Below are 24,847 nucleotides of genomic sequence, written 5' to 3'. Positions count from 1 at the left end.
GGAACTGCAGGTGACCCATCAGGTCGGACAGGGGTAGTCGATGCGTGGTGACGGGGACGGCTGGGCAACCGGTCCGGACGGCAGTCGTCATTGGGGCAAGCACGGTGCGGCCGGATTGTTGTTGCGTGCTCCGCTCGCGGACGAGACGCCGGCGGTGCTGCTCCAGCATCGTGCGGTCTGGAGCCATCAAGGCGGGACGTGGGCGTTGCCCGGCGGCGCCCGGGACAGCCACGAGACGACGACCCATGCTGCGGTCCGGGAAGCCCACGAGGAGACCGGCATCGAGAGCGCGGCCATCCGGGTGCGCACCGAGGTCGTGACGATGGAAGCCGCCAGCGGCTGGAGCTACACCACGGTGATCGCCGACGCCGAGCGCCCGCTCCCCACCGTTGCCAACGGTGAGAGCACGGAGCTGCGCTGGGTTCGTGAATCCGACGTCGCAGGGCTGCCGCTCCATCCGGGGTTCCAAGCGGGCTGGCAGATGCTGCGCACCACGGAGGTACGGCTGGTCCTCGCCGGGCACGACGTTCTGGGGGAGCACGCCTCGCTGACACACTTGTCGAAGGCGTTGCCCCGCACGATCCACCTGCCCGACGGAACCTACGGCTGGCTCCCGCGCGTCGAGGTGCTCGACTCGCTCGAGGTGATCGGTGGCACCGCGGAGCCGGCAGGCCATGGCACCACCGTCGGAACGGTGACCGCCGTGGTGACCGCGGACCCCGAACTCGTCGACCAACTCGCGGGCACCGTCCTCACCCTGGAGCCGTCGACCGTCCTGGGCTGGCTGGATCAGCCGTAACTCAGCTGTTGCCGCGGAGCATTCCGGCGAGTGAGCGCGCCGCCGCCTGAGGGTCCCGGGCCTCCGTGATCGCCCGCACCACGACGATGCGGGTGGCTCCCGCAGCCAGAATCTCCGGTACGCGTGACTCGTCGATGCCACCGATCGCGAACCAGGGTCGGGTGGGCTGCGAATCGGCGGTGGAACGCACCAGCTCGATGCCCGCCGCCGTGCGTCCCGGCTTGGTGGGGGTGGCCCACACGGGCCCGGTGCAGAAGTAGTCGACATCGTCCTCGATCGCCGCGAGACTGGCCTGCGCCCGGCTGTGGGTGGATCGGCCGATCAGGACATCCGGCCCTACGACGTTCCGGGCGTACGGCACCGGAAGGTCGCCCTGGCCGAGGTGAAGGACGTCGGCACCGGCTGCGAGCGCCATGTCCGCGCGGTCGTTGACGGCGAGCAGGGCGCCGTGCCTCCGTGCGACGGCGGCGAGCACGGACAGAGCCGCAAGTTCGTCGCGTGCGTCCATCGGACCCAGCTCGCGCTCGCCGGCCGAGCCCTTGTCGCGGAGCTGGATGATGTCGACACCACCGGACAGCGCGGCTTCCGCGAACTGTGCCAGGTCACCTTTTTCGCGTCGAGCGTCGGTACACAGGTACAAACGCGCAGCTCCGAGGCGACGCCGACGTTCTGCATGGCTGGTGTGATGCGAGGTGGTCACGGCATGACGGTAGCCTCTACGGTGAAAGTGCAACACGGGAGTCCCGGGATCGTGGGGCTGAGAGGGGCTCACGCCGAGCCCGACCGTCATACCTGACCCGGATCATGCCGGCGCAGGAAGTGAGGTGGTGTTCGATGTCAACGGTTCTGAGACCACGGTCGGTGTCCGTCGTCGGCGGCGGGGTGATCGGGCTGTCGATTGCGTGGCGCGCCGCCCACGCCGGGTGGTCGGTCCGCCTGTACGACCCGGCGATCGGCTCGGGTGCGTCGTGGGTGGCAGGGGGAATGCTGGCACCGCTGTCCGAGGGCTGGCCCGGCGAGGAGAGTGTCCTCGAACTGGGCAGTGCGTCACTGGACCGGTGGCCCGACTTCGGCAAGGAGCTCGAGGCCGCCGCCGGTGTCGAGCTGTTCACTTCGGCCAGTTCACTCACCGTCGCGCTCGACGCCGCCGATGCCGAAGATCTGCGGACCATCGCCGAATGGGTCGGTGCGCAGGGACGCGACCTGCAGATCCTGAGCCGAAGCGAGGTACGCGAACTCGAGCCGATGCTCGGGCGTGGGGTTCGGCTCGGACTGCTCGCGGTCGCGGAACTCGCCGTGGACAACCGGTTGCTGCTGGCGGCACTGCGGACGTGCGCAGTCGACGCCGGAGTGGAGTTGGTCGAGGAGAGTGTGTCCGACCTCGGCCTGCTCGACACCGACCAGATCGTCCTCACCGCAGGCGTCGCGTCGCCGTCGCTGTGGCCGGGTCTTCCGGTTCGCCCGGTGAAGGGGGAGATCCTGCGGCTGCGTGCCCGTCCCGGGGTGACGCCGGCGCCGGGTCGCACCATCCGCGGCAGTGTGCACGGCCGTCCCGCGTACCTCGTGCCGCGGGCCGACGGAATCGTCGTGGGCGCCACCCAGCACGAATCCGGCCACGACACCCAGGTCACCGTCGCCGGGGTGCGCGATCTCATCGCCGACGCCGAAGCACTGATGCCTGCGATCGGCGAGTACGAACTGCGCGAGGCCTCGGCCGGTCTGCGGCCGATGACTCCCGACAATCTGCCCCTGATCGGGCGAGTGTCGGATCGGGTCGTGGTGGCGACGGGACACGGACGCAACGGCGTCCTGCTCACCCCCGTCACCGCCGATGCGACGGTGGCACTGTTGGAGGGATCGGCTCTCGCCGAGGCGAAGGCTGCCGACCCCGGACGTTTCGAGAAAGTAGCGAGGTAGAGATGAGTGAGCAGCAAGTCGTGGTGCCCGTCGGCATCACCGTCAACGGCGAGGACCACGAGTTCGCGGTAGCGCCCACCGTCGCCCAGCTGCTGGAGACGCTGAACCTGCCCACGAAGGGCATCGCGGTAGCTGTCAACGGTGCCGTGTTCCCGAAGGCCCGCTGGGACGAAGTCGTGGACCGCGGCTGGGACATCGAGATCCTCACGGCGGTGCAGGGTGGCTGACGTGACACCGGTGGCGCAGAAGGGCCTGACCATCGCCGGCCGCACCTTCGACTCGCGGCTGATCATGGGCACCGGCGGCGCCGCCAACCTCACCGTGCTGGAAGAGGCGCTGGTGGCATCCGGCACCGAGTTGACGACCGTCGCGATGCGCCGGGTCGACGCGGCCGGCGGCACCGGCGTGCTCGACCTGCTGCGGCGGCTCGACATCGCGCCGCTGCCGAACACCGCGGGTTGCCGGGGCGCGGCCGAGGCGGTGCTCACCGCGCAGCTCGCCCGTGAGGCGCTGGAAACCGACTGGGTGAAGCTCGAGGTGATCGCCGACGAACGCACCCTGATGCCCGACGCGATCGAGCTCGTCAGTGCGGCAGAGCAATTGGTCGACGACGGCTTCGTCGTCCTGCCCTACACCACGGATGACCCGGTGCTGGCCCGACGGCTGGAGGACATCGGGTGTGTTGCCGTGATGCCCCTGGGGTCACCGATCGGAACCGGATTGGGCATCGCCAACCCGCACAACATCGAAATGATCGTCGACGGGGCCGGGGTGCCGGTGATTCTCGACGCCGGAATCGGAACCGCGAGCGACGCCACCCTGGCGATGGAATTGGGCTGTGACGCCGTCCTCCTCGCCACCGCCGTCACCCGGGCCAAGGACCCGGCGCTGATGGCGTCGGCGATGCGCGGCGCTGTCGTGGCGGGATACGAGGCACGTCACGCGGGCCGGATACCCAAGCGATTCTGGGCACAGGCGTCGTCCTGACCACTTCCGTGCGAGTGGCGTTCTCAGGGTTCTGTCGGGGTGGGTCCGGGGACGGGTGGTACCACGGGACGAGTCGACAGTAGACCCACGGCGGATGCGCCTCACCCATGGTTCGGGCATCCTCGTCACCATGATTGAAGTGAGGGGACTGACAAAGACCTTCGGTGCGACGAAGGCGGTGGACAACCTGACGTTCACCGTCCAGCCGGGTATGGTCACCGGCTTCCTCGGGCCGAACGGTGCAGGCAAATCGACGACGATGCGGATGATCCTCGGGCTGGACCGTCCCACCGCGGGCACGGCGCTGATCGACGGCAAACCGTACCGCGAGCTGGTGCAGCCGCTCCGGACCGTGGGCGCACTCCTGGACGCCAAGTGGGTGCACCCCAACCGCTCCGCCCGCGCCCACCTGCAGTGGATGGCGGCCTCGAACTCGCTGCCGAAGAGCCGGGTGGACGAGGTGCTGCACCTCGTAGGCCTCACGGAGGTGGCAGGCAAGAAGGCCGGTGGGTTCTCGCTCGGCATGTCCCAGCGACTCGGCCTGGCCGCCACCCTTCTCGGTGACCCGAAGGTGCTGCTGTTCGACGAGCCGGTCAACGGTCTCGACCCCGAGGGCATCGTGTGGATCCGCAAATTCATGCAGCGCCTCGCGGCCGAGGGACGCACCGTGCTGGTGTCGAGCCACCTGCTCTCCGAGATGGCACTCACCGCAGAGCATCTGGTGGTCATCGGCCGTGGGCGCCTGATCGCAGACACGACGGTGTCGGAATTCGTGAGCAAGTCCTCGGAATCGACGGTGCGGGTGCGCAGTCCCCAACTGGATGCGCTGCGGAGCGCGCTGACGTCGAATGGGCTCACGGTCCGCGAGGACGGATCCGACGGGCAGCAGGCGCTCGTGGTGGTCGATTCGTCCACCGACGTGATCGGCGCGATCGCCGGATCGCAGGGAATCACCCTCCACGAGTTGGCGTCTCAGCGCGGTTCGCTCGAGGATGCCTTCATGAAACTGACAGGAGACGACGTGCAGTACCACGCAGAAAGCGTCGACGACGTGATGAGGGGTGCACTGTAATGGCTGTTCTCAATGCGGAACGCATCAAGATCACCTCTACCCGGTCGCCGTGGTGGTGCACCGTCATCATCGTCGTGCTGGGTCTCGGCCTGGCCGCGGTCATCGGGTTGAGCGCGAAGGCCAGCATCAACTCTTTCAACGACCAGATGGCGGACGGGAAGGAACCCGATTTCGAACCCTTCCTGCCGCAGATGGCCGATGCCGTCGGCGGTGTCTCCGGATTCGGTGTCCTGGTCCTGATGATCCTCGCGACCCTGGCCGTGACCAGTGAATACCGCTTCGGGGTCATTCGCACCACGTTCCAGGCGATTCCGAACCGCGCTTCCGTCCTCGTCGCCAAGGCCGGCCTGATCGGCGCGTTCGGTGCCGTGCTGACGTTCGTCCTCACCTTCGGGGCGTACGCCATCGCGAAGGCGACCGCGGGCAACGAGGCAGGTGCTGCCCTCACACTCTCCGGTGGGGATGCGTGGCGGTCGATCTACGGGGTGCCGATCTACGCGTTCCTGTGTGTCGTGCTCGCCGTCGGGATCGGTGCGTTGCTGCGCCAGTCGGCGGGAGCGATCGCGCTACTGCTGCTCTGGCCGCTACTGATCGAAAGCCTGTTCAACCTGTTCGGATCATTCGGTGAGAAGATCATGCCGTTCCTGCCGTTCCTCAATGCCAACCATTTCCTCGGGGCACCGCAGGGCGTGGACTTCCACTGGGGACCGTGGGGCAGTCTCGTGTACTTCGCCGTGTTCGTCCTGGTGATCTTCGGGGCCAGCCTGGTGGTGGTGAACAAGCGCGACGCGTGAGACCGATAGAGTACTTTCGCCCTGCCCCTCCGCCAGGTGAACGTCGGGAGACCTGGCTGGGATCGTAGGCAGGGCGGGGAGCCTGTGGGCCGGTGCGACATCCATTCGCACCGGCCCACAGGTGGTTCTGCGTTAGGCTCCCGACATGCGACTACGGGGACTTTTCACCGTCGGAGTGACCGGTGCGCTGGTGCTGGCCGGGTGCTCGTCCACGAGCGAACCGGAGTCGCCACCGGTCGACGCGAGCGCTCTCGCCGGATCGGTCACCGAGGACGCGCTGGTGGCGCATCTCGAGGAACTGCAGACCATCGCCGACGACAACGACGGCAACCGCGCCGCAGGCACACCCGGATACGAGGCCAGCGTCGACTACGTGGCACAAGTTCTGACGGACAACGGCTTCGACGTCCAGACCCCGGAATTCGAGTTCCACAATTTCGATGTCGCCGCCGAGAAACTGAGGTCGCACGATCGTGACCTCGAGGTGCGAGCACTGTCCTACAGCCCGTCCACCGGCCCCGACGGACTGACGGCGCGATTGGTGCCGGCTCGCCAGGACGAGACGCCGGGGTGTGAGGCAACGGATTACGACGGTCTCGACGTCAACGGAGCGATCGTGCTGGTCGACCGGGGTATCTGCCCGTTCTCGGCCAAACAGCAGATAGCGGCCGAGCGCGGCGCTTCGGCCGTGATCGTGGTCAACAACGAAGACGGGCCGATGAGCGGTGGCACTCTCGGCGATCCGTCGGCGGGCAAAATTCCCACCGGCGGGGTGAGCAGGGCCGACGGCGACGCGCTCCGGCAGGGCGGCGGAGACGTCACGCTGACGCTCGACACCAGCACCGAGACCAGCACGTCCCGTAACGTCATCGCCCAGACCACGACGGGCTCCACCGACGATGTCGTCATGGTCGGCGCTCATCTCGACAGCGTTCCCGAGGGTCCCGGCATCAACGACAACGGCACAGGCGTGGCCGCGATCCTCGAAACGGCGGTCCAGCTCGGCGGTTCCCCGGACGCCGACAACGCGGTGCGGTTCGCCTTCTGGGGCGCCGAAGAATTGGGCCTGCTCGGCTCCGAGGCCTACGTCACCGGCCTGAGCGAGGAGGAACGCAACGACATTGCGCTCTACCTGAACTTCGACATGCTCGGCTCCGAGAATGCCGGCTACCTGACCTACGACGGCGACAACTCCGACAACGTCGGCGAAGGGCCCGGCCCCGAAGGTTCGGCGGGAATCGAGCGCACTTTCGTCGAGTACCTCGGTAAGAACGGCATTGCCGCGAACGGCACCGATTTCGACGGCCGCTCCGACTACGGTCCGTTCATCGAGCAGAAAATTCCGTCGGGCGGGGTGTTCAGTGGTGCCGACGACAAGAAGACCGCCGAGGAGGCCCAGAAATGGGGTGGCACACCCGACGCCGTGTTCGACAAGCATTACCACAGCCCGACCGACACCCTCGCAAACATCGACCGGGCAGCTCTTGCGAAGAACGCGTCCGCGGTGGCCTACGCAGTCGGGGTCTACGCGGAGTCACTGGCCGGCCCCAACGGTGTCCCCACCGGCGCCGATCGGGAGAAGGCTCGGGCAGCGCAGTGATGTCCGATTCGTCACGGGCTTCTGCCTGTGACGCTGGGTTACTCTTGCGCTCGTGAGCGAAGACCCGGCCGACGACAGCGCTGCCGAACTCGACGCTGCGTCGGAGGAGAGCAGACAGGACAAGGTTCTGGGCTGGGTGGGAGCACTGAACCGTCGGCCCCAGCTGATCGAGGGACTGCGCAGGGTCCGCCGTGCCTTGCCGGGAGATCCGGCATTCGGCGACCCGCTGTCCACCGCAGGCCCCGGCACCGCACGCGCCGTGGCCCGCGTGGCGGACCGCTTCCTCGACCATCAGCCGGGAGCGTCCCGGGAGATGAGCCTCGGCGCCCTGCAGGTGTGGCAAGCGCTGCTCGAGCGCACCGGCCGCGGCCGGGGAACCCGGGAAGTGACCATCGTGTTCACCGACCTCGTCGGCTTCTCGAGCTGGTCCCTCCCCGCCGGCGATACCGCCACCCTCGCGCTGCTACGAGACGTCGCCAAAGCAATCGAGACACCCATGGTCGACCGCGGCGGACACGTGGTGAAGCGGATGGGCGACGGCGTGATGGCCGTCTTCCCCAGCCCTGATCGCGCCGTCGACGCTGTCTTCGCCGCGCAGGACGCGCTCCGGAATGTCGAGGTCGACGGCTACCGTCCGCGGATGCGGGTCGGAATCCACACGGGAGTTCCCCGGCAGATCGGCAGCGATTGGCTCGGCGTCGACGTCACCATCGCGGCCCGCATGATGGAGCTCGGCGGGGACGGCAACGTCATGGCGTCGTCCGCCACCCTCTCGGCGCTCCAGCCGGGGACGCTGGAGGAACTCGGTATCAGCGTCAAACCGTGGCGCCGCGCCTTCTTCGCCCCCGCCCCCAGCGGGGTGCCGTCCGACCTCGGCATCTGGCGGCTGCGGCTCCGCCGCCCGTGAGTACTTATCAACCGCCGCAGGTTAATAAGTACTCACGGGTGACGAAGTCGCCAGAGGGGGGAGACGGGGCCATGACCCGCCCCCAGGTCGTACGACGCCTCGAGGCACTTGGTGACCCATTCCTTGCCGAACGCGACGGCGTCGGGCACAGACCACCCGTGGGCGAGTGCGCTGGCGATGGCCGCCGCGAGGGTGTCGCCGCCTCCGTGGTCGTTGCCGGTGTCGATCCGGGGGCTGCTGAACTCCCGGAACGTGTCCCCGTCGAAGAGCAGGTCGGTACTGACCTCCGACGTACGCAGGTGCCCACCCTTGACGATCGACCACTGGGCCCCGAGCGCGTGCAGCGCCTCGGCTGCGCGGCGCGCGGTGGCGTCGTCCACCACCTCGATCCCCGTGATGAGCCGGACCTCGTCGAGGTTCGGCGTCACCACCGTCGCGATCGGTATCAACGTGTTCCGTACGGCGTCGAGCGCTTCGGCGTGGAGCAGCGGATCCCCGTGCATCGACGCGCAGACCGGGTCGACGACGAGCGGGACCGGATGTTCGCGCCCGATCCCCACTTCTGTGCAGACACCCGCGACGGCCTCGATGATGGCGGTGGACGCCAGCATGCCCGTTTTCGCCGCTCCCACGCCGATGTCACCGACGACGGAGCGGACCTGCGCCGCCACCGTCTCGGGCGGAATTTCGTGGAACCCGCTCACACCGACGGAGTTCTGCACGGTCACGGCGGCCACCGCGACGCATGCGTGGACACCGCACAGAGCCATCGTCCGTGAATCTGCCTGAATTCCGGCGCCACCGCCAGAATCGGTGCCGGCGATGGTGAGGACTCGGACGGGGGTCTGGCCGTCGGGGGCCAGGGGCAGCAGCTTCACGGAGGGGACCTTACCGATTCTCTGAGGTGACGGATTCGACGGGCAGATATACGCGGCCACCTGCGCCGACGAACTCGTCCGACTTCTCGGCCATGCCCGCCTCGATGGCCTCGACCGAATCGAGGCCGTTCTTCTCGGCGTACTCCCGGACATCGGCGGAGATCCGCATCGAGCAGAACTTCGGGCCACACATCGAGCAGAAGTGGGCTGTTTTCGCGGGCTCCGCAGGCAGGGTCTCGTCGTGGAATTCGCGGGCGGTGTCCGGGTCGAGGGACAGCGCGAACTGGTCGTGCCAGCGGAATTCGAAGCGCGCCTTCGACAAAGCATCGTCTCGTTCCTGCGCCCGAGGGTGCTGCTTGGCGAGGTCGGCGGCGTGCGCGGCGATCTTGTACGTGATCACGCCGGTTTTGACGTCGTCGCGGTTCGGCAGCCCGAGGTGCTCCTTCGGCGTCACGTAGCAGAGCATGGCGGTGCCCGCCTGCGCGATCATCGCCGCACCGATGGCCGAAGTGATGTGGTCGTAGGCCGGGGCGATATCGGTGGCCAATGGGCCCAGGGTATAGAACGGCGCCTCTTCGCACAGTTCCTCCTCCAGGCGTACGTTCTCGACGATCTTGTGCATCGGCACGTGTCCGGGTCCTTCGATCATCACCTGCACGCCATAAGATTTCGCGATCTTCGTGAGCTCGCCCAGGGTGCGAAGCTCCGCGAACTGCGCCTCGTCGTTGGCATCCGCGATCGAACCCGGCCGGAGTCCGTCGCCGAGCGAGAATGTGACGTCGTAGCGGTGCAGGATCTCGCACAGCTCCTCGAAGTGCGTGTACAGGAACGACTCCCGGTGATGTGCCAGGCACCAGGCCGCCATGATGGAGCCGCCGCGCGAGACGATGCCGGTGACGCGACGCGCGGTCAGCGGAATGTATCGGAGCAGCACCCCGGCATGGACCGTCATGTAGTCGACGCCCTGCTCGCATTGTTCGAGCACGGTGTCCCGGTAGATCTCCCAGGTGAGGGCGGTCGGATCGCCGTTCACCTTCTCGAGTGCCTGATAGATCGGCACGGTACCCACCGGGACCGGGGAATTACGCAGAATCCACTCGCGTGTCTCGTGGATGTTCTTGCCGGTCGAGAGGTCCATGATGGTGTCGGCGCCCCAACGGGTGGCCCACACCATCTTCTCCACTTCTTCGGCGATCGAGGACGTGACCGCACTGTTGCCGATGTTCGCATTGATCTTCACCGCAAACGCCTTGCCGATGATCATCGGCTCGAGTTCTGCATGCTTGCGGTTGGCCGGGATCACGGCCCGTCCCGCAGCGACCTCGGCGAGCACGGTGTCCGGTGAGACACCCTCGCGCGCAGCGCAGTAACGCATTTCCGGAGTGAGGACGCCCGCCCGGGCGGCGTCCAGCTGGGTCTGCCCGCGATCCCCGGACCACTGCTCGCGGATGCGGGGCAGTCCGGCCGCAACGTCGATCTGGGCGTTCGAATCGGTGTACGGGCCGGACGTGTCGTACAGGTCGAGATGCTCACCGTTGGTCAGGTGGACGCGCCGGACCGGTACGCGGATGTCGTCGCTCCACTGCACGTATTCCTTGGTGCTGCCCGCGATCGGCCCCGTCGTGACGGACGTGGCCGTAGATACAGTTCTGCTCATCGAGATGCTCCCTACGCCGGCATTACCCGGACAGGTTCGACGGTCGACGGCCCTAGCCGTCCTCTCAGCCCGCTGGTGCGAGCCCCCGTGGATGTGTAGTTGTCGCACAGACTGTAACCGACATGTCTGTGAGAAATCATTCGGGGGAACCTTGGACAGCAGCCCGGAGAGTCGGTATAAATGGTGACGTACATCACGTTTTGATCACGAAGCAAACCCCAGGAGGTCGCAGTGCTGACGGACTCGCAGGTTGTGGACGTGATCGACAATGCCGATCAGAACCGCTTCGAGTTGCGGCTGAGTGGGGATCTGGTCGGAATCCTCGGATACTACGACCTCTCGGGGCCGCCGACCGGCGCCGGCGCCGGGGTGGGGGTGACGGCCGGTCGGCGCCCGCCCAGCGTCCCGGCTCCGATCGTCTCGTTCATGCACACGGTGATCGTCGAGGACTTCGGGCATCGCGGACTCGCGTCGATGATGGTGGGGCGCTCCCTCGACCTGGCCAGGGAATACGGCTGGAAGGTGCGACCGGTGTGTACCTACGTCCAGCGCTTCCTGTCGGCACATCCGGAGTATCGCGATCTCGTGGTACCGATCGAACGCTGACTGCTGGACGCGGAAAACCCGGCAACGAATCGATCCCGGTTACGGCGTTTGTGCTCCCCCAGTCTGCGACTTACTGGTTCCATGGTGGCATGGATCACATTTCGAAGTCTTCCCCGTCGGGCAGCGTCTCGGCCGCCGATGTTCGTGTACTCGACGATCCGGCTCACGAACGCTTCGACTTGTGGCTCGGTGACGAACTCGTCGGGATTCTCGGCTATCGCGACGAGGACGACATCCCCGGTTTCACGGCGAAACCGGGCGAGGTGGTGGCGTTCATGCACACGGTGGTGAAAGAGGAATTCGGCGGCCGGGGATTGGCGGAAACACTCGTCCGCGCAGCCTTCGACGAGGCACGCACTCGCGGGTGGAAAGTACGCCCGATCTGCACCTACGTCCAGCGCTATCTCTCGCGGCACCCGGAGTCCCTCGACATCCTTGTCGAGGACTGAACGTCTCTACGCCTCCGCGCTCGTGCAGGTGCGTCAGTCTCCGAGGTCGACGATGACCGGCGCGTGATCGCTCGCGCCCTTTCCCTTACGTTCGTTGCGGTCGATCTCCGCCTTGTCGACCCGGCGGGCGAAAGCGGGCGAGCCGAGGATGAAGTCGATCCGCATTCCCTGTTTCTTCGGGAATCGCAGCTGCGTGTAGTCCCAGTAGGTGTACACGCCCGGACCCGGTGTGTGCGGCCGCACCATATCGGTGAAACCTGATTCGAGGAACGACTGGAAGGCCTCCCGCTCGGGTGCGGATGTGTGCGTCTTGCCTTCGAAGAGGGCAGGATCCCACACGTCGTCGTCGGTGGGCGCGATGTTCCAGTCGCCGACCAAGGCGATCTGCTCCTCGGGATTCTTCTCCAGCCACCGGACCGCATCCGAACGCAGTTTCGACAGCCACTCGAGCTTGTAGGTGTAGTGCGGATCTGCCAGCTCGCGTCCGTTCGGAACGTACAGGCTCCACACGCGGACACCGTTGCATGTGGCACCGATCGCGCGGGCTTCCTCGACAGGGGCAACCTCTGGATCCTTGTGGAACCCGGGCTGGTCGTCGAAACCGATCCGAACGTCCGTCAGCCCCACGCGGGACGCGATGGCCACCCCGTTCCACTGACTGATACCGACGTGCGCCACCTCGTAACCGAGTTCGCGGAAACGCTCGTACGGAAACTGCTCGTCCTTGCACTTGGTCTCCTGCATGGCCAACACGTCGGTGTCGGTCCGCTGAAGCCAGTCGAGGATCCGGTCGGTACGGGCACGAACAGAATTCACGTTCCAGGTAGCGATGCGCACGCAGTCAGCCTAGTGCCCGCCGCCGACAGGTTCCGTCGCGTACCGGTATCGATGGTGCGCAACGAAGCCGAGGCCGCGATACATCGCCTGAGCACCCTCGTTCTCCGCGGCCACCTGCAGGCAGGCATGGGTGGCTCCCTGCTCGCGACCCCACGCGATCATCTCGCCGCAGATCAGGCTGCCGATACCGCGCCTGCGGTGGGCCTGCGCCACCTCGACCGCGGTGAGTCCCACCCACAGGCGGCCGTCCGGGGCCGAGGTCACCGAACCGCGTGCGACTGCGAGAAGGGTGGAGTCGGCGGCGCCGATCCGGCCGAAGCCGAGCGTGCCGCCGCGGACGGCGTCGAGCACGTCGACCGCGAAGTCGGGGAGCGCGGACCCGCGGTACCGGTAGAGCGCGAGCCAATCGTTGTCGGGACGATCGGTGATCGTGGTCGTGCGAGGGCCACGGGGAAGAGTGAGATTCGCGATATCGGCGGCCATCACGACCACCTCGTCGCTGAGATTCCATCCTGGTGGCACCGCGCCCAGCCGATCGGGAAGCAGAAGCCGCAACGGGCGGTCGCGCTCGGCGTACCAGTGGCGGAGACGATCGAGCGTGCTGCCGGGGGAGCTGTCTGCCAGGTCGCCGACCGTTCCCGGGTCACCGAGGGGGGCCGCCGAGTTCGCGCGCCCGGTGAATCCGTGACCGTACCGGGCCAGCCACCCGTCGATCCAGGCGTGTTCGACTCCCGGCCAACCGTCGGCGGAGGCGAGTTCGAGCGCCCGGATCTCGCTGGTGCGGACCGGCCGCGCGGGGACGGCCTTGAGTGCGATCACCCGGTCGGGTTCCACCTCGACGACCGAACCGTCCGCCGCACGTACGGTGACGAACGGCGCGACGCCCTCCAGAATCCCGACGACGTCGGTCATCGGGTGGCTGTGGCCGGGAGGCAATGCGTAACGCAGCACCACCCGGCTACCGACAGGAATGTCAGTCGTCATGCCCGAAGGGGTCTTCGACCGTTCCCGGCACCCAGCTCAGGCCCGGGACGCCCCAGCCGGCGCGTTTGATCGTCTTCTTCGCGGCCCGCGCGTTGCGGCCGATCAGCATGTCGACGTAGAGGAAGCCGTCGAGGTGCCCCACCTCGTGCTGCAACATCCGGGCGAAGAATCCGCGCCCCTCGATGTCGACGGGACTGCCGTCGGCGTCCGTGCCGGTGACTCTGGCCCAGTCGGCGCGGCCGGTGGGGAACTGCTCGCCCGGGACGGAGAGGCAGCCTTCGACGTCGTCGTCCGGGTCGGGCATGGTCTCGGGGACCTCGGACGTTTCGAGCACCGGATTGACGACGCAACCGCGACGGCGGAAGGCTTTGCCGCTGTCGTCGACGTCGGGGCAGTCGTAGACGAACACGCGCAGCGACTCGCCGACCTGGTTGGCGGCGAGCCCGACACCGTTGGCGGCGTCCATCGTGTCGTACATGTCCGCGATGAGTTCGGCGAGCTCTGCGGGTGACTGGGACACCGGCTCGGTCGGCTTGTGCAGTACCGGGTCGCCCACGATCCGGATGGGGAGGATGGCCATGGTTGTCAAGGATAGTGCGGCGCGCCCGCGTCGCCGGCACTGCCTGCGGCCTTCCTCATGGTTGAATAGTCGCTGAAGTACAGCTGTGTAATTCGTTGCTCGGTCGGCCCACGCGATCGAGGAGCCGGGGGAACGTGGTTTCGCTGAATTCGAGCGAGAGCTAGTAGTCGAGGAGTGACATGGACGGCGCAACAGCGCGTAGTCGGAACCAGTCCGAGCGCACCGACAACGACAACTCCGCAGGTGTCGACGAGGTCGGGACCGACGGACTGAGCCGTCGGGAACACGACATCCTGTCCTTCGAGCGCCAGTGGTGGAAGTATGCCGGGGCCAAGGAAGAGGCAATCAAGGAGCTCTTCGACATGTCGGCCACCCGGTACTACCAGGTGCTCAACGCCCTGGTCGACCGCCAGGAGGCGCTCGCGGCAGATCCGATGCTCGTGAAGCGGCTGCGGCGTCTGCGCGCCAGCAGGCAGAAGGCTCGCGCCGCTCGTCGCCTCGGGTTCGACGTCACCTAGTATCCCGGTCGCTAAGGTCGACACCGTGAGCAATCAGAATCCGCAATCGTCCGGCCCGCCGTTACGTGCCCTCGCCATGGTGCTGATTTCTCTCGCGATACTCTTCGCCGGTCTCGGGTTCGCCTCACTCGGTGATTCGGACTCGGAGAACACTGCGGCCACCGTCACGACCGCCTCCGCGGCCCCGCCGGCTTCTGCCGCGGCGCGCACGACGACTGCGACCGCGCCGGCGTCCGGTGCCACCTCGACGTCCGCGTCGGCGAGCACCACGTCCGGTCCCTCGGGTACATCCGTGTCCGCCGACGCGTCGTCGGTGCCCGTGCGGGTGTTCAACAACAGCAACGTCACCGGACTCGCCGGACAGACGGCCACCGAGCTCACCGAGGCCGGCTGGACGGTGGCCGAAACGGGAAACTATAGCGACGGAACGATCTCCGAAACCACCGTCTACTACGGAAATTCGCCTGCCGAGAAGGAAGCGGCGACGCAGATCGCCGCCGAACTGGGGGCTACGGCCAAACCCCGATTCGCCGGTATCGCGAACTCTTCCGCAGGCGTCATCGTCATCGTCACCGCCGCCGGGTAGCGCGAGCGCCGGTGCAGGCTGGACCGGAAGGCCGGTCCAGGGGCGTCGTGGTTATGATCAGTTGCACTTCTTCGCCACCTCAAAGGAGCGGTTTTGATGGCCTCGAGTACTACCCGTCGGATGTCCTGGCGCATTGTCACCCCCGTGGTGGCCATCGCTGCGTTGGGGCTGACCGCCTGCAGTAACAACGAGGAGCCGTCCGACGTCTCGGGCACCACGCCCCCCGTGTGGACCGGAGCCGCCGATCCCAGTGCCGCAGACGTTCCCGGCGACGCAGGCCACGGTTCGGCCGGCGGGCACAGCGAGAGCGGAAGCGGAAGCGAAACCCTCACTGCGACGTTCAAGAATGCCGAAGGTAACGACGTCGGCACCGCCACCTTCACACAGTCCGGCGAGCACGTCGAGGTCACCGTGTCGGTCAAGGATCAGACTCCCGGATTCCACGGGTTCCACGTGCATTCGGTCGGCAAGTGTGAGACGAATTCCGTCGCCCCCACCGGCGGTGCACCCGGCAACTTCCTCTCCGCCGGTGGACACTTCCAGGTCGAGGGACACTCCGGCCACCCGTCCAGCGGCGACCTCACCTCGCTGCAGATTCTCGAAGACGGTACCGGCGAATTGGTCACCACCACTGATGCGTTCACGGTGGAGGACTTGAAGAACAGCGAAGCCGGGACCGCGGTCATGATCCACTCCGGCGCCGACAACTTCGCAAACATCCCCACCCGATACGCACCCGCTCCCGATCAGGAAACCCTGAGCACCGGGGACGCAGGCTCACGTGTGGCCTGCGGTGTCCTGGGCGAAAGCTGAGATGCCCGACATCCCGGTTGACGCCGGGATGTCGGTGTACTGCCGCACCGTGCGGCCTGTGGTTGGATCGGAATCGTGGTAGTTCCCTTTCCCGGTTCGCCGCGGCCGACACTGGGTGTCGAGTGGGAGATCGCGCTGGTCGACAGGGTCACGCGCGATCTCTCCAACACCGCCGCCGAGGTGTTCGATGCGGTGGCGAATCTGGCGGGCCCCGAGGATCCGCGCATCACCAAGGAGTTGCTGCGCAACACCGTCGAACTCGTGACCGGCATCCACTCCACCGTCGGCGAGGCGATGAGTGATCTCGACGAGTCGCTCGATCTGCTGCGGCGGGCCGCCAACCCTTTGGGTGTCGACCTGATCTGCGCCGGCACCCACCCGTTCGCGCAGTGGTCCACCCAGTTGGTCACCCGCACACCCGACTACGACGAGCTGATCGAACGCACGCAGTGGTGGGGGCGGCAGATGCTGATCTGGGGTGTGCACGTTCACGTCGGTGTGTCGTCACCGCAGAAGGTGTTCCCGATTCTCAATGCTCTGCTGCAGCGTTATCCGCATCTCCTGGCGTTGTCGGCGTCGTCACCGATGTGGGCGGGCGTCAACACCGGGTACGCCAGTAACCGTGCGCTGATGTTTCAGCAGCTGCCCACGGCGGGGTTGCCCTACCAGTTCGCGAATTGGGCGCAGTACGAGGACTTCATCAGTGATCAGATGAAAACCGGGGTGATCACCAAGATCGGCGGCATGCACTGGGACATCCGCCCGGCTCCGCGCTGGGGCACCATCGAGGTGCGGGTTTTCGATGGAATTTCGACCCGGGCCGAACTCGGTGCGCTCGTGGCGCTCGTGCATTGCCTGATCGTCGATCTGGACCGGCGTTTCGAGGCCGGCGAGAACCTGCCGAACCTGCAGCCGTGGCATGTCAAGGAAAACAAGTGGCGGGCGGCGCGGTACGGGCTCGACGCCGAGATCATCCTCGACTCGGACAGCAACGAGAGGCTCGTCACCGACGACCTGAACGATCTGCTCGAGAAGCTCGCACCCACCGCTGCGCGCATCGGGTGTGCGGACGAACTGGCGGCTGTGGCCGATATCCCGCGCCGCGGGGCCTCCTATCAGCGCCAACGCCAGGTCGCGGAGGCGACTGGGGGCGATCTGGTGGCCGTCGTCGATGCTCTCGTGAAGGAGCTGGGCACCTGACACCGCGGTACCGGGGTCGGACGCTTGTCCACCTTCCGTTCATGTGTTGTTTACACTTGCCGGGTGTCGATCGACGAAGTAGCCGTTGCACGGCCGGGGAGGTCCGTCGACCGGTCGCCCACGCTCGTTGCCGGTGGCGTGCTGGGGGTCGTGGCTGCGCTGGTGACGGTGCAGTTGCTCGCGTCGGCGCAGGGATTCCAGGGGCCACTCGAAAGCCTGGTCCGTGACTATGTTCTGACCCCGAAGTCGGCGTCCGTCCCCTGGGCGGGGCTCGCGCTCGCGATGGTCGGGCTCACGTCACGGCAGCGGATCGTGGCCCTGTCGGCCGCGGCCGGCATCGATGTGTCCGTTGCCGCTGTGCGGTACGCGGCGGGAGGCCCTCTCACCGTCGGAAACGGTGCGACGTGGGTCCTCACCGCGGTGGGTGTCTACGCGGCGGTCCGGTGGACCGGCGAGCAGCGGCACAGCGCGCTGAAGGGGGTGGCGCTCGGTGCCCTGCTCATTCTCGCGACCAAGTTCGGCGATGCGTGGTTGCAGATCACGATCATGGCCGGCCCGATGGTTCTCGACGAATACGCGCAGCTCGCCGACCATGCGCTGGGAAATCCGTCGTGGCACATGGGACAGCTGGTCGATGCGCTCGGTTCGGTCGGCTACGGGGTTCTGCACTGGGTCTACATCGAACTCCCGGTCGCCGCGATCGCGGTGGCGATCTATCAGCTGCGAAACGGATGGCCCACGCACTATCTCGTCCGCACGTTCCTGCTGATCGGCCTCGTCGGGCCCATCTTCTACCTTCTCTTCCCCGTGGTCGGGCCGATCTTCGCATTCGGCACCGACGGGCAGGGCTTCCAGGCCGGCAACTTCTGGCCGAATTTCGTTCCGACTCCCGACTTCACCCCCGCGCCGATGGCGTTCGATGCGGTGACACCCCGCAACTGCATGCCCAGTCTGCACACTGCCTGGGCGCTCGCGCTGTTCATCCACTCGCGCGGCGGCACCTGGTGGCTTCGGCTCGGCGGCACGTTCTGGCTGGTATGCACTCTCACCGCGACGCTCGGCTTCGGCTATCACTACGGAGTCGACCTGGTGGCGGGAGCGGTGCTCTGCCTGACCATCGAGTCGGCCCTGCGGGACCCCGAACGCGGGTGGGGCTGGTTCCGGATTCGGCTCGTCGGGGGCGGGACGATCGCACTCGTCGTACTGCTGCTCAGCTACCGCTATCTGGCTGTGCCGATGGGCCGCTTCCCCGAGGTCTCGGGACCGATCGTGATCGGTGTCCTCGCCGCTGTGATTCTCGGGTTCTACGCGACCTTCTTCGCCCGCGAGGACAGCGCGCTGCACCGCTGGGGCACCGTCGGTTCCCGGCCTGTGGTCACGGCCGCTCTGGAGGCTCCAGCTCGTTGATCATCATCAGCCCGTCCTGATCGCGTTGCTCCCGGTACGCCACGCGGCCGACGCTGTGCGCGATGACGGGCGCGGTGAAGAGAGTGAAGACGCCGACGAGGATCAACATCCAGATGTCGACGTTGCCCCGCAGTTCGATTACGGCGCCCACCAGCACCATGTTCAGTCCGACCACCTGCGGTTTGGTGGCGGCGTGCATCCGCCGCAGAGTGTCGGGGAAACGCACGATGGCGATGGCCGCGGTGAGCGCGAGAAGAGAGCCCGCCAGCATGAGACCGGCGCCGATGTAGTTCAGGACACTGGTCATTTGTCACTCACTCGGAAGCGGGCCACCGACACGGAACCGATGAAGCCGACCAGCGACAGGGCGACGATGGCAGGGACGATCGTGGTGTCGCCCGTGTAGGCGGCCCACACCGCGAGACCACACATGGCGAGCGCGATCAGGGTGTCGAGGGCGACGAGGCGGTCCAGCGAGTTGGGCCCGTCGAGAAGCCGAAAGGTGGTCAGCACGCCGGCGATCACCAGAACGATCCCGGATATGACGGAGACGACTGTCATGTGGTGCCCTTCTGAGTGGGGTCCTCGTACTGCTCGTCACCGAAGTGCCAGGCACTCGGCTTCCATTCGGAGTCGCGCTCGAAGGCGGCGATGAACAAGCGTTCCAGTTGCGCGACCGTGCGGTAGAACTGGCCGACCGCCTTCGCCGAACCCATGTCGAGTACATGGACGTACACGATTCGTCGAACCTGATCGATCTCGAGCACCATCGTTCCCGGGATGAGATTCACGACGTCGATGAACAGGGTTAGGACCAGATCCGATTTGATTCCGAGTTGGTACCGCAGAACGCCGGTGACCGGTGGTGGACCGGGGCGTACCGCCAGCCAGGCGATCTGCAGGCTCGATTCGAGCGAGTAGTAGACGAATTTCCAGGCCAGCCGGAGAAGCGACAGGACGTGCACGCGTCCCTGGACCGGCACCCCCGGCAGGGGCATGAGCACCATGATCAGCACACCGACCGCCGCTCCGCCGACCACGTTGGCGATGCTGAGGTTTCCCCACAGGAGAATCCATACGGCCGTCAACCAGACCAGTGCGCTGAGTTGGAGAAATCTCTCGCGTTTCATCGCGGCGCCTCCTGCGCTTCGGCCCCGCTGCGATCGCCCAGGACGGCGGTGATGTAGATCGAGCGGTCCTGCAGGTCGGTGGCGGCACGGTCGCTGATCGAGATGATCTGCCCGGCGAAGACCGTCATGGCCAGGCCGACCCCGACGAGCGCGACCGTGGGAAGCAACATCATCGCGGGGATGCGCCCCACGTCGGCGCGGTCGTCGAACGGGATGTCGGCCTCGGACTCGTCGATCAGTGCCGACGGGCTGACATCGGCGAGGTCACCTTCCGGGGCGTCGGCGCGGGCCCGCCAGAACGCCTTGGTCCAGATGCGGGCCACCACGTACAGGGTGAGCAGGCTGGTGAGGGTGCCGCCGCCGACGAGGATCCAGGCCAGTACCCCGGCGTCCGCGGAACCTGCTTGCAGGAGGGCCACTTTGCCGATGAACCCGGAGAACGGCGGGATGCCCCCGAGGTTCAGCGCAGGGACGAGGAAGACGATGGCGAGGACGGGGCTGGCGGCGGCGAGCCCGCCGAGCCGGCGCAGCGACGACGACCCGGCCTGTCGTTCGATGAGACCGACGACGAGGAACAGCGTGGTCTGCACGAGAATGTGGTGCGCCACGTAATAGATGGCACCCGAAAGTCCCGACTGCGTGGACAGCGCGATACCGAACACCATGTAGCCGATGTGACTGACCAGGGTGAAGGACAGCAGGCGTTTGATGTCGCTCTGCGCGATCGCACCGAAGATGCCGACGAGCATCGTCAGCAGGCCGCACACCATCAGAACGTTGTCGAGTTCGCCCTCCGGGAACAGCAGCGTGTGTGCGCGGATGATCGCGTACACACCCACCTTGGTGAGCAGACCCGCGAAGACGGCCGTGACCGGTGCCGGCGCGGTCGGGTAGGAGTCGGGGAGCCACGTCGAAAGGGGGAAGACCGCGGCCTTGATCCCGAACGCCACGAGCAGGACACAGAAGATGGCGGTGCGCGTGCCCGACGGGATGCCGTCGAGCCGGGTGGCCATGTCGGCGAGGTTGAGGGTGCCGGTGGCCGCGTAGGCGAAGGAAATGCCGGCCAGGAAGATCAGCGACGACACCATCGACACCATCACGTAGGACACGCCCGCGCGGACCCGCTCGGCGCTCGCTCCCAAAGTCAGCAGGACGAAGCTGGCCGCGAGCAACACCTCGAAACCGACATACAGGTTGAACAGGTCACCGGCGAGGAAGGCGTTGGATATTCCTGCCGTGAGGGCCAGGTACGTGGGCAGGAAGATCGAGACGGGCTGGTCTTCACTTCCGTCGCGGATGCCCTGACCGACCGCGTATGCCATGACGGCCAGCAGCACGATCGACGAGACGACGAGCATCATCGCGGACAAACGGTCGACGACGAGGGTGATGCCGATGGGGGAGTCCCAGCCGCCCACTTGAATCGCCGTCGTACCGTCGCGGTCCGCGAGGTACAGGAGCAGCGCGGACACGACCAGCACGGCGATCAGTGCGGTGAGGGTGATCACCCGCTGGGCCCGGGGACGCCGGCCGAGTACCAGGGTCGCGGCGGCGGCGAGCATGGGCACGAGAACGGGCAGCGGCGCGAGTGTGGTGACGAGGTGCGGGGACAGGGTCACGGCTTCTTTCCGATCGTGGCCTTGTCGTCTTCGTCGTCGTCGAAATCGCCGGTGTGCAGCTCCTCGTAACCCTCGAGGTCTTCGAGGTTCCGTAGTGCTTCCAATGGGATGGGATTACCGTTCCGGTCGAAGGCGTCACCGGTGAAACTGGGCTCGCCGGTGACGGGGTCGTCGGAGCGGTCGCGGTCGGGGGCTTCCGAGGGCGAACGCCGCAGCAGGACCCGGGTGTCTTCGGGGTCGTTCTCGACGAGGTCGGCGGTGGTGATCTTGAACGACCGGTACGCGAGAGCCAGGACGAAGGCCGCAATGCCCATGGTGATGACGATTGCGGTGAGGACCATGGCCTGCGCGAGGGGATCGGCCATCGACTCGTGGATGGAGTCGCGGCCCACGATCGGGGGATTGCCGTCCGAGCCACCCGACGTGAGGATCAGAAGATTGATCCCGTTGCCGAACAGCAGCAGTCCCAGGAGCATGCGCGTGATGCTGCGCTCGATGAGCAGGTAGACGCCTGCAGACACCAGGACGCCGATGATGACGAGGAATCCGATGTTTGCACTCATTTCTGGTTCACCTCGATCTGTGCATCGAGACGTGCGCCGAGACTGCGGAGCACGTCGAGGACGAGACCGACCACGATGAGGTACACACCCAGGTCGAAGAACAGTGCGGTGACCAGCTTGATGTGTCCCAGCAGCGGGACCGTCACCTCGAACACTGCGGACGACAGCACGGGTGCGCCGAGGAACAACGACACCAGGGCCGTTCCCGCGGCGAGTGTGAGGCCCAGCCCGAGAATTTTGCCGGCGTCGATCGGGACCGTTTCTCCCAGCTCGTACCGACCGCCCGCGAGATAGCGCAACACAAGGGCGAGCCCCGCGGTGAGACCGCCGGCGAATCCGCCACCGGGTGCGTTGTGCCCGGAGAAGAAGAAGTACACCGACAGCACCATGATCGTCGGGAAGATCAGCCGGGTGGTCACCTCGAGAACCAGCGAACGGTGTCGGGGATCGATGAGATCTCCACCGAGCAGCCAGGTCGTCTCCGACTGCGCGGACGCCTGTTCGACGGTGACCGCAGGGGCGTCCGACACGCGGGGCGCACTGCCGAAGCGGCGATTGCGGAACACCAGACTCGCGACACCCGTCGCGGCGACGAGCAGAACCGAGATTTCACCGAGCGTGTCCCAGGCTCGGATGTCGACGAGCAGGACGTTCACGACATTCTTGCCGTTTCCGATGTAGTACGCGGCGTCGGGAAGCAACCCATGAATGGGCACCGTGTTGCGGGCGTTGATCGCGTAGGCACCGATCGTGGTGATGGTGGCGCCGACCGCGACCGCGAGCAGTGCCCGGGGCAGCTTGAAACCGATCGCCCTGCTCTCGTCGACCTCGGCGGGAAGCTTGCGGAACACCAGCACGAAGATCACCAGAGTCAGCGTTTCGACGAGGAACTGGGTCAGTGCCAGGTCCGGGGCGCCGTGCAGCGCGAACAGGACACCGCAGCCGTATCCACTGAGGCCGACGAGGATGACGCTGGCCAGCCGGTTGCGCATCACCGTCGCCGCGAGCGCGGCCGCCACCATCATCAGCCCGATCACGAACTGCACCGGCGAGTCCCACAGTCGGAGGTCGGCGTCGGTGCGGCTGCCGGTGAACAGCAGAACGAGCGGCAGCACGACGAGCGTGGCGAGAATGATCGCCTGGGTCCGGGGGAGCGAACCGCGCTGGGTGGCGCCGGTCAGCCGCATCGACAGGGCGTCCATGAAGCGGAGTGTCGCGTCGTAGATGCGGTCGGCGTTGCCGAGCGGTGGATGTTCGAACCGCAACCGGATGACCCACCGCTGCGCCACGAACAGGGCGGTGCCGACGGCGAATACGACCACCGTCAACAGCAGGGCGGTGTTCACGCCGTGCCACAGCGCGAGGTGGTAGTCGGAAGCGCCCTCGGCAGGCAGAGTCTGCGAGTACGGAACCAGCAGCTTCTCGAGTTGGGGTGACGCCACACCCGCGGCCAGACCGAGCACCGAGAGCACCGCGGGCGCGGCCAGGAACATCGGGCCGGGGGCGTGCATCTTCTGCACGGCAACGGTGGGATTCTCGAGCCGCTTGCGCCCGAATGCCCCCCACATGAACCGCACGCTGTAGGCGAAGGTCAGAATCGATCCGACCACCACCACGGCCACGGCCACGAGGCGAGCGGGGTCCGCGAGCGCCGTGGTGCTCAGCAACGAGTCGAAGGCTGCTTCCTTGCCGACGAAACCCAGGAACGGCGGCAGTCCGGCCATGCTGGCCGCGGCAAGGGCCGCGAACACCGTCAGCGCCGGTGCGCGGGCGCCCAGGTGGCCCAGTTTCCGGATGTCCCGGGTGCCGGTGGAGTGGTCGATGATCCCGACCACCATGAACAGCGCCGCCTTGAACATCGCGTGGGCGACCACCATGGTCAGCCCCGCCAGCATGGCGTCCCGCGTACCCAGACCCACGAGCACCATGAGAAATCCGAGCTGACTGACGGTGCCGAACGCGAGGACGAGTTTGAGGTCGAAGGCCCGCAGCGCACGCCACCCCGCCAGCACCATCGTCAGCAGCCCGAGCGTGACGATGGTGAATCGCCACGGGGCGGCGTCGGCGAAGCCGGGGGTCAGCCGGGCTACCAGATAGATGCCGGCCTTCACCATGGCGGCGGCGTGCAGATAGCCGCTGACCGGAGTGGGGGCGGCCATCGCTCCGGGCAGCCAGAAATGCAACGGGACGATCGCGGATTTCGACAGCGCACCGATGAGGACCAACACAACGCCGACACCGGCGAGCCAGCCCCGGGGTGCGACCTCGATCAATTCCGACAGGTTGTACGTGCCACCGACCTGGCCGAGGATGATGATGCCGACGAGCATGGCCAGCCCACCCGCGGTGGTGACGAGCAGCGCCTGCGTCGCGGCCCGGCGACTCGAGGCGCGCTCGGCATAATGGCCGACCAGCAGGAACGACAGGACCGTCGTCAGCTCCCAGAAGGTGTACAGCAACAACATGTTGTCGCTGGCGACGAGCCCGAACATTGCGCCGGCGAACGCCACCATCTGCGCGGCGAAAATACCCAGCCGCGGCTCGTCGTCGGTGAAATACCGCGCGCAGTACATCAAGATCAGGGCGCCGATCCCGAGGACGAGCACCGACATGATGGCGGCCAGGGGATCGAACCAGAAGTCGATGTTCATCGACAGGCCGGGGATCCACTCGAGTGAGACGGTCTGCACCGTCCCCCAGTGCGCGATCACCCAACCGAGAGATACCAGCGGGACGAGCGCGAGCGGATAGAAAGCGTTGCGGCCGAACATGCGCACCACAAGCGGAGCCAGAACGGCGGCGACAGCATGGGCGAGCAGAACAGCGAGCAAAAGGCACTCCGTCGTTGGTCAGCGGGCGGCGGGGTGTCGGAACGCAGCGAACCGAGTCGGTGTAGACCGTTCGCGAAGCTAGCGAGTTGGTCTACGACGTACATCTTACTGGT

Annotated in this window: 27 protein-coding genes and 1 riboswitch; of the genes, 15 read left to right on the top strand and 12 right to left on the bottom strand. The window is 66.7% G+C overall.

Going from position 1 to position 24,847, the window contains the following annotated elements; translation table 11 throughout:
* Positions 1 to 40: 40 nt before the first annotated feature.
* Positions 41 to 799, top strand: coding sequence for an NUDIX hydrolase (locus tag L1080_RS18330; RefSeq protein WP_159920078.1), 759 nt, complete (start codon positions 41 to 43; stop codon positions 797 to 799).
* Position 800: 1 nt separating this feature from the next.
* Here L1080_RS18330 and thiE read toward each other — a convergent pair whose 3' ends face one another.
* The gene (gene thiE / locus L1080_RS18325) at positions 801 to 1,499 is read right to left on the bottom strand and encodes a thiamine phosphate synthase (protein WP_159920080.1); all 699 of its coding nucleotides are present in this window, start codon (positions 1,497 to 1,499) and stop codon (positions 801 to 803) included.
* Positions 1,500 to 1,633: 134 nt separating this feature from the next.
* Between thiE and thiO the strand changes: the two genes are divergently transcribed.
* From thiO to L1080_RS18290, 7 genes are all read left to right on the top strand, one after another.
* On the top strand, positions 1,634 to 2,716 hold the full coding sequence (thiO, locus tag L1080_RS18320; RefSeq protein ID WP_250775005.1) for a glycine oxidase ThiO: 1,083 nt from the start codon (positions 1,634 to 1,636) through the stop codon (positions 2,714 to 2,716).
* A 2-nt stretch (positions 2,717 to 2,718) separates the two neighbouring features.
* Positions 2,719 to 2,943 carry a sulfur carrier protein ThiS gene (gene thiS, locus L1080_RS18315; protein WP_159920084.1) on the top strand — a complete coding sequence of 75 codons (225 nt, stop codon included), beginning with the start codon at positions 2,719 to 2,721 and terminating at the stop codon, positions 2,941 to 2,943.
* Positions 2,936 to 3,703 carry a thiazole synthase gene (gene thiG / locus L1080_RS18310; RefSeq protein ID WP_109327637.1) on the top strand — a complete coding sequence of 256 codons (768 nt, stop codon included), beginning with the start codon at positions 2,936 to 2,938 and terminating at the stop codon, positions 3,701 to 3,703. Before thiS ends, thiG begins: the two co-directional genes overlap by 8 nt.
* A 130-nt stretch (positions 3,704 to 3,833) precedes the next feature.
* Positions 3,834 to 4,775 (top strand): ABC transporter ATP-binding protein, encoded by a 942-nt coding sequence (locus L1080_RS18305; RefSeq protein WP_159920086.1) that lies wholly within the window; start codon positions 3,834 to 3,836, stop codon positions 4,773 to 4,775.
* A complete protein-coding gene (locus L1080_RS18300; RefSeq protein ID WP_159920088.1) occupies positions 4,775 to 5,569 on the top strand; it encodes an ABC transporter permease in 795 nt (264 codons plus the stop codon). The genes L1080_RS18305 and L1080_RS18300 overlap by 1 nt, the downstream gene beginning before the upstream one ends.
* A 145-nt stretch (positions 5,570 to 5,714) precedes the next feature.
* Positions 5,715 to 7,169 carry a M20/M25/M40 family metallo-hydrolase gene (locus L1080_RS18295; RefSeq protein WP_250775007.1) on the top strand — a complete coding sequence of 485 codons (1,455 nt, stop codon included), beginning with the start codon at positions 5,715 to 5,717 and terminating at the stop codon, positions 7,167 to 7,169.
* 52 nt (positions 7,170 to 7,221) lie between these two features.
* The gene (locus L1080_RS18290) at positions 7,222 to 8,076 is read left to right on the top strand and encodes an adenylate/guanylate cyclase domain-containing protein (RefSeq protein ID WP_250775010.1); all 855 of its coding nucleotides are present in this window, start codon (positions 7,222 to 7,224) and stop codon (positions 8,074 to 8,076) included.
* A gap of 32 nt (positions 8,077 to 8,108) precedes the next feature.
* On the opposite strand, the gene thiD is transcribed toward L1080_RS18290, so the two are convergent.
* Both thiD and thiC read right to left on the bottom strand, forming a co-directional pair.
* On the bottom strand, positions 8,109 to 8,954 hold the full coding sequence (gene thiD / locus L1080_RS18285; RefSeq protein WP_250775012.1) for a bifunctional hydroxymethylpyrimidine kinase/phosphomethylpyrimidine kinase: 846 nt from the start codon (positions 8,952 to 8,954) through the stop codon (positions 8,109 to 8,111).
* 10 nt (positions 8,955 to 8,964) lie between these two features.
* Complete coding sequence (gene thiC / locus L1080_RS18280) at positions 8,965 to 10,611, bottom strand: phosphomethylpyrimidine synthase ThiC (RefSeq protein ID WP_250775014.1); 1,647 nt, start codon at positions 10,609 to 10,611, stop codon at positions 8,965 to 8,967.
* Positions 10,603 to 10,710: riboswitch (TPP riboswitch) on the bottom strand. Its footprint overlaps the gene before it by 9 nt.
* A gap of 132 nt (positions 10,711 to 10,842) precedes the next feature.
* Between thiC and L1080_RS18275 the strand changes: the two genes are divergently transcribed.
* Both L1080_RS18275 and L1080_RS18270 read left to right on the top strand, forming a co-directional pair.
* Positions 10,843 to 11,217 (top strand): GNAT family N-acetyltransferase, encoded by a 375-nt coding sequence (locus tag L1080_RS18275; protein WP_159920096.1) that lies wholly within the window; start codon positions 10,843 to 10,845, stop codon positions 11,215 to 11,217.
* 89 nt (positions 11,218 to 11,306) lie between these two features.
* Positions 11,307 to 11,666, top strand: coding sequence for a GNAT family N-acetyltransferase (locus L1080_RS18270; protein ID WP_159920098.1), 360 nt, complete (start codon positions 11,307 to 11,309; stop codon positions 11,664 to 11,666).
* Between the two features lie 33 nt (positions 11,667 to 11,699).
* Here the strand turns inward: L1080_RS18270 and L1080_RS18265 are convergent, their stop codons facing one another.
* From L1080_RS18265 to L1080_RS18255, 3 genes are read right to left on the bottom strand one after another with little or no spacing between them, the layout of a single operon-like run.
* A complete protein-coding gene (locus L1080_RS18265; protein ID WP_250775016.1) occupies positions 11,700 to 12,503 on the bottom strand; it encodes an exodeoxyribonuclease III in 804 nt (267 codons plus the stop codon).
* Positions 12,504 to 12,512: 9 nt separating this feature from the next.
* Positions 12,513 to 13,487, bottom strand: coding sequence for an N-acetylglutamate synthase, CG3035 family (locus L1080_RS18260; protein WP_250775018.1), 975 nt, complete (start codon positions 13,485 to 13,487; stop codon positions 12,513 to 12,515).
* Positions 13,477 to 14,067: a peptide deformylase gene (locus L1080_RS18255; RefSeq protein ID WP_159920104.1), complete on the bottom strand. Its 591-nt coding sequence runs from the start codon at positions 14,065 to 14,067 to the stop codon at positions 13,477 to 13,479. Before L1080_RS18255 ends, L1080_RS18260 begins: the two co-directional genes overlap by 11 nt.
* Before the next feature lie 179 nt (positions 14,068 to 14,246).
* Here L1080_RS18255 and L1080_RS18250 point away from each other — a divergent pair, with 179 nt between their 5' ends.
* From L1080_RS18250 to L1080_RS18230, 5 genes are all read left to right on the top strand, one after another.
* The gene (locus L1080_RS18250; RefSeq protein WP_109327656.1) at positions 14,247 to 14,585 is read left to right on the top strand and encodes a DUF3263 domain-containing protein; all 339 of its coding nucleotides are present in this window, start codon (positions 14,247 to 14,249) and stop codon (positions 14,583 to 14,585) included.
* 76 nt (positions 14,586 to 14,661) lie between these two features.
* On the top strand, positions 14,662 to 15,171 hold the full coding sequence (locus L1080_RS18245) for a LytR C-terminal domain-containing protein (RefSeq protein ID WP_284708606.1): 510 nt from the start codon (positions 14,662 to 14,664) through the stop codon (positions 15,169 to 15,171).
* Between the two features lie 96 nt (positions 15,172 to 15,267).
* Positions 15,268 to 15,984, top strand: coding sequence for a superoxide dismutase[Cu-Zn] (gene sodC, locus L1080_RS18240; protein WP_159920110.1), 717 nt, complete (start codon positions 15,268 to 15,270; stop codon positions 15,982 to 15,984).
* A gap of 75 nt (positions 15,985 to 16,059) precedes the next feature.
* Entirely contained in the window at positions 16,060 to 17,184 is a 1,125-nt protein-coding gene (locus L1080_RS18235) for a glutamate--cysteine ligase (RefSeq protein WP_159920112.1), read from the top strand.
* Between the two features lie 69 nt (positions 17,185 to 17,253).
* Entirely contained in the window at positions 17,254 to 18,591 is a 1,338-nt protein-coding gene (locus L1080_RS18230; RefSeq protein ID WP_250775057.1) for a phosphatase PAP2 family protein, read from the top strand.
* On the opposite strand, the gene mnhG is transcribed toward L1080_RS18230, so the two are convergent.
* From mnhG to L1080_RS18200, 6 genes are read right to left on the bottom strand one after another with little or no spacing between them, the layout of a single operon-like run.
* Positions 18,560 to 18,898 carry a monovalent cation/H(+) antiporter subunit G gene (gene mnhG, locus L1080_RS18225; RefSeq protein WP_109327665.1) on the bottom strand — a complete coding sequence of 113 codons (339 nt, stop codon included), beginning with the start codon at positions 18,896 to 18,898 and terminating at the stop codon, positions 18,560 to 18,562. The genes L1080_RS18230 and mnhG overlap by 32 nt on opposite strands.
* Positions 18,895 to 19,152: a monovalent cation/H+ antiporter complex subunit F gene (locus L1080_RS18220; RefSeq protein ID WP_109327667.1), complete on the bottom strand. Its 258-nt coding sequence runs from the start codon at positions 19,150 to 19,152 to the stop codon at positions 18,895 to 18,897. Before L1080_RS18220 ends, mnhG begins: the two co-directional genes overlap by 4 nt.
* Positions 19,149 to 19,721, bottom strand: a complete 573-nt coding sequence (locus L1080_RS18215; RefSeq protein ID WP_250775024.1) for a Na+/H+ antiporter subunit E — start codon at positions 19,719 to 19,721, stop codon at positions 19,149 to 19,151. The genes L1080_RS18220 and L1080_RS18215 overlap by 4 nt, the downstream gene beginning before the upstream one ends.
* Entirely contained in the window at positions 19,718 to 21,340 is a 1,623-nt protein-coding gene (locus tag L1080_RS18210) for a Na+/H+ antiporter subunit D (protein WP_159920120.1), read from the bottom strand. Before L1080_RS18210 ends, L1080_RS18215 begins: the two co-directional genes overlap by 4 nt.
* Positions 21,337 to 21,903, bottom strand: a complete 567-nt coding sequence (locus tag L1080_RS18205; RefSeq protein WP_159920122.1) for a Na(+)/H(+) antiporter subunit C — start codon at positions 21,901 to 21,903, stop codon at positions 21,337 to 21,339. The genes L1080_RS18210 and L1080_RS18205 overlap by 4 nt, the downstream gene beginning before the upstream one ends.
* Positions 21,900 to 24,734: a Na+/H+ antiporter subunit A gene (locus tag L1080_RS18200; protein ID WP_250775026.1), complete on the bottom strand. Its 2,835-nt coding sequence runs from the start codon at positions 24,732 to 24,734 to the stop codon at positions 21,900 to 21,902. The genes L1080_RS18205 and L1080_RS18200 overlap by 4 nt, the downstream gene beginning before the upstream one ends.
* Between the last annotated feature and the right edge of the window lie 113 nt (positions 24,735 to 24,847).

Source organism: Rhodococcus sp. MSC1_016, from assembly GCF_023667485.2.
Classification (GTDB): Bacteria; Actinomycetota; Actinomycetes; order Mycobacteriales; family Mycobacteriaceae; genus Rhodococcus_F; species Rhodococcus_F oxybenzonivorans.
Note: the sequence above shows the minus strand (reverse complement) of the source record. Positions and strands in the feature narration are given on the sequence as shown.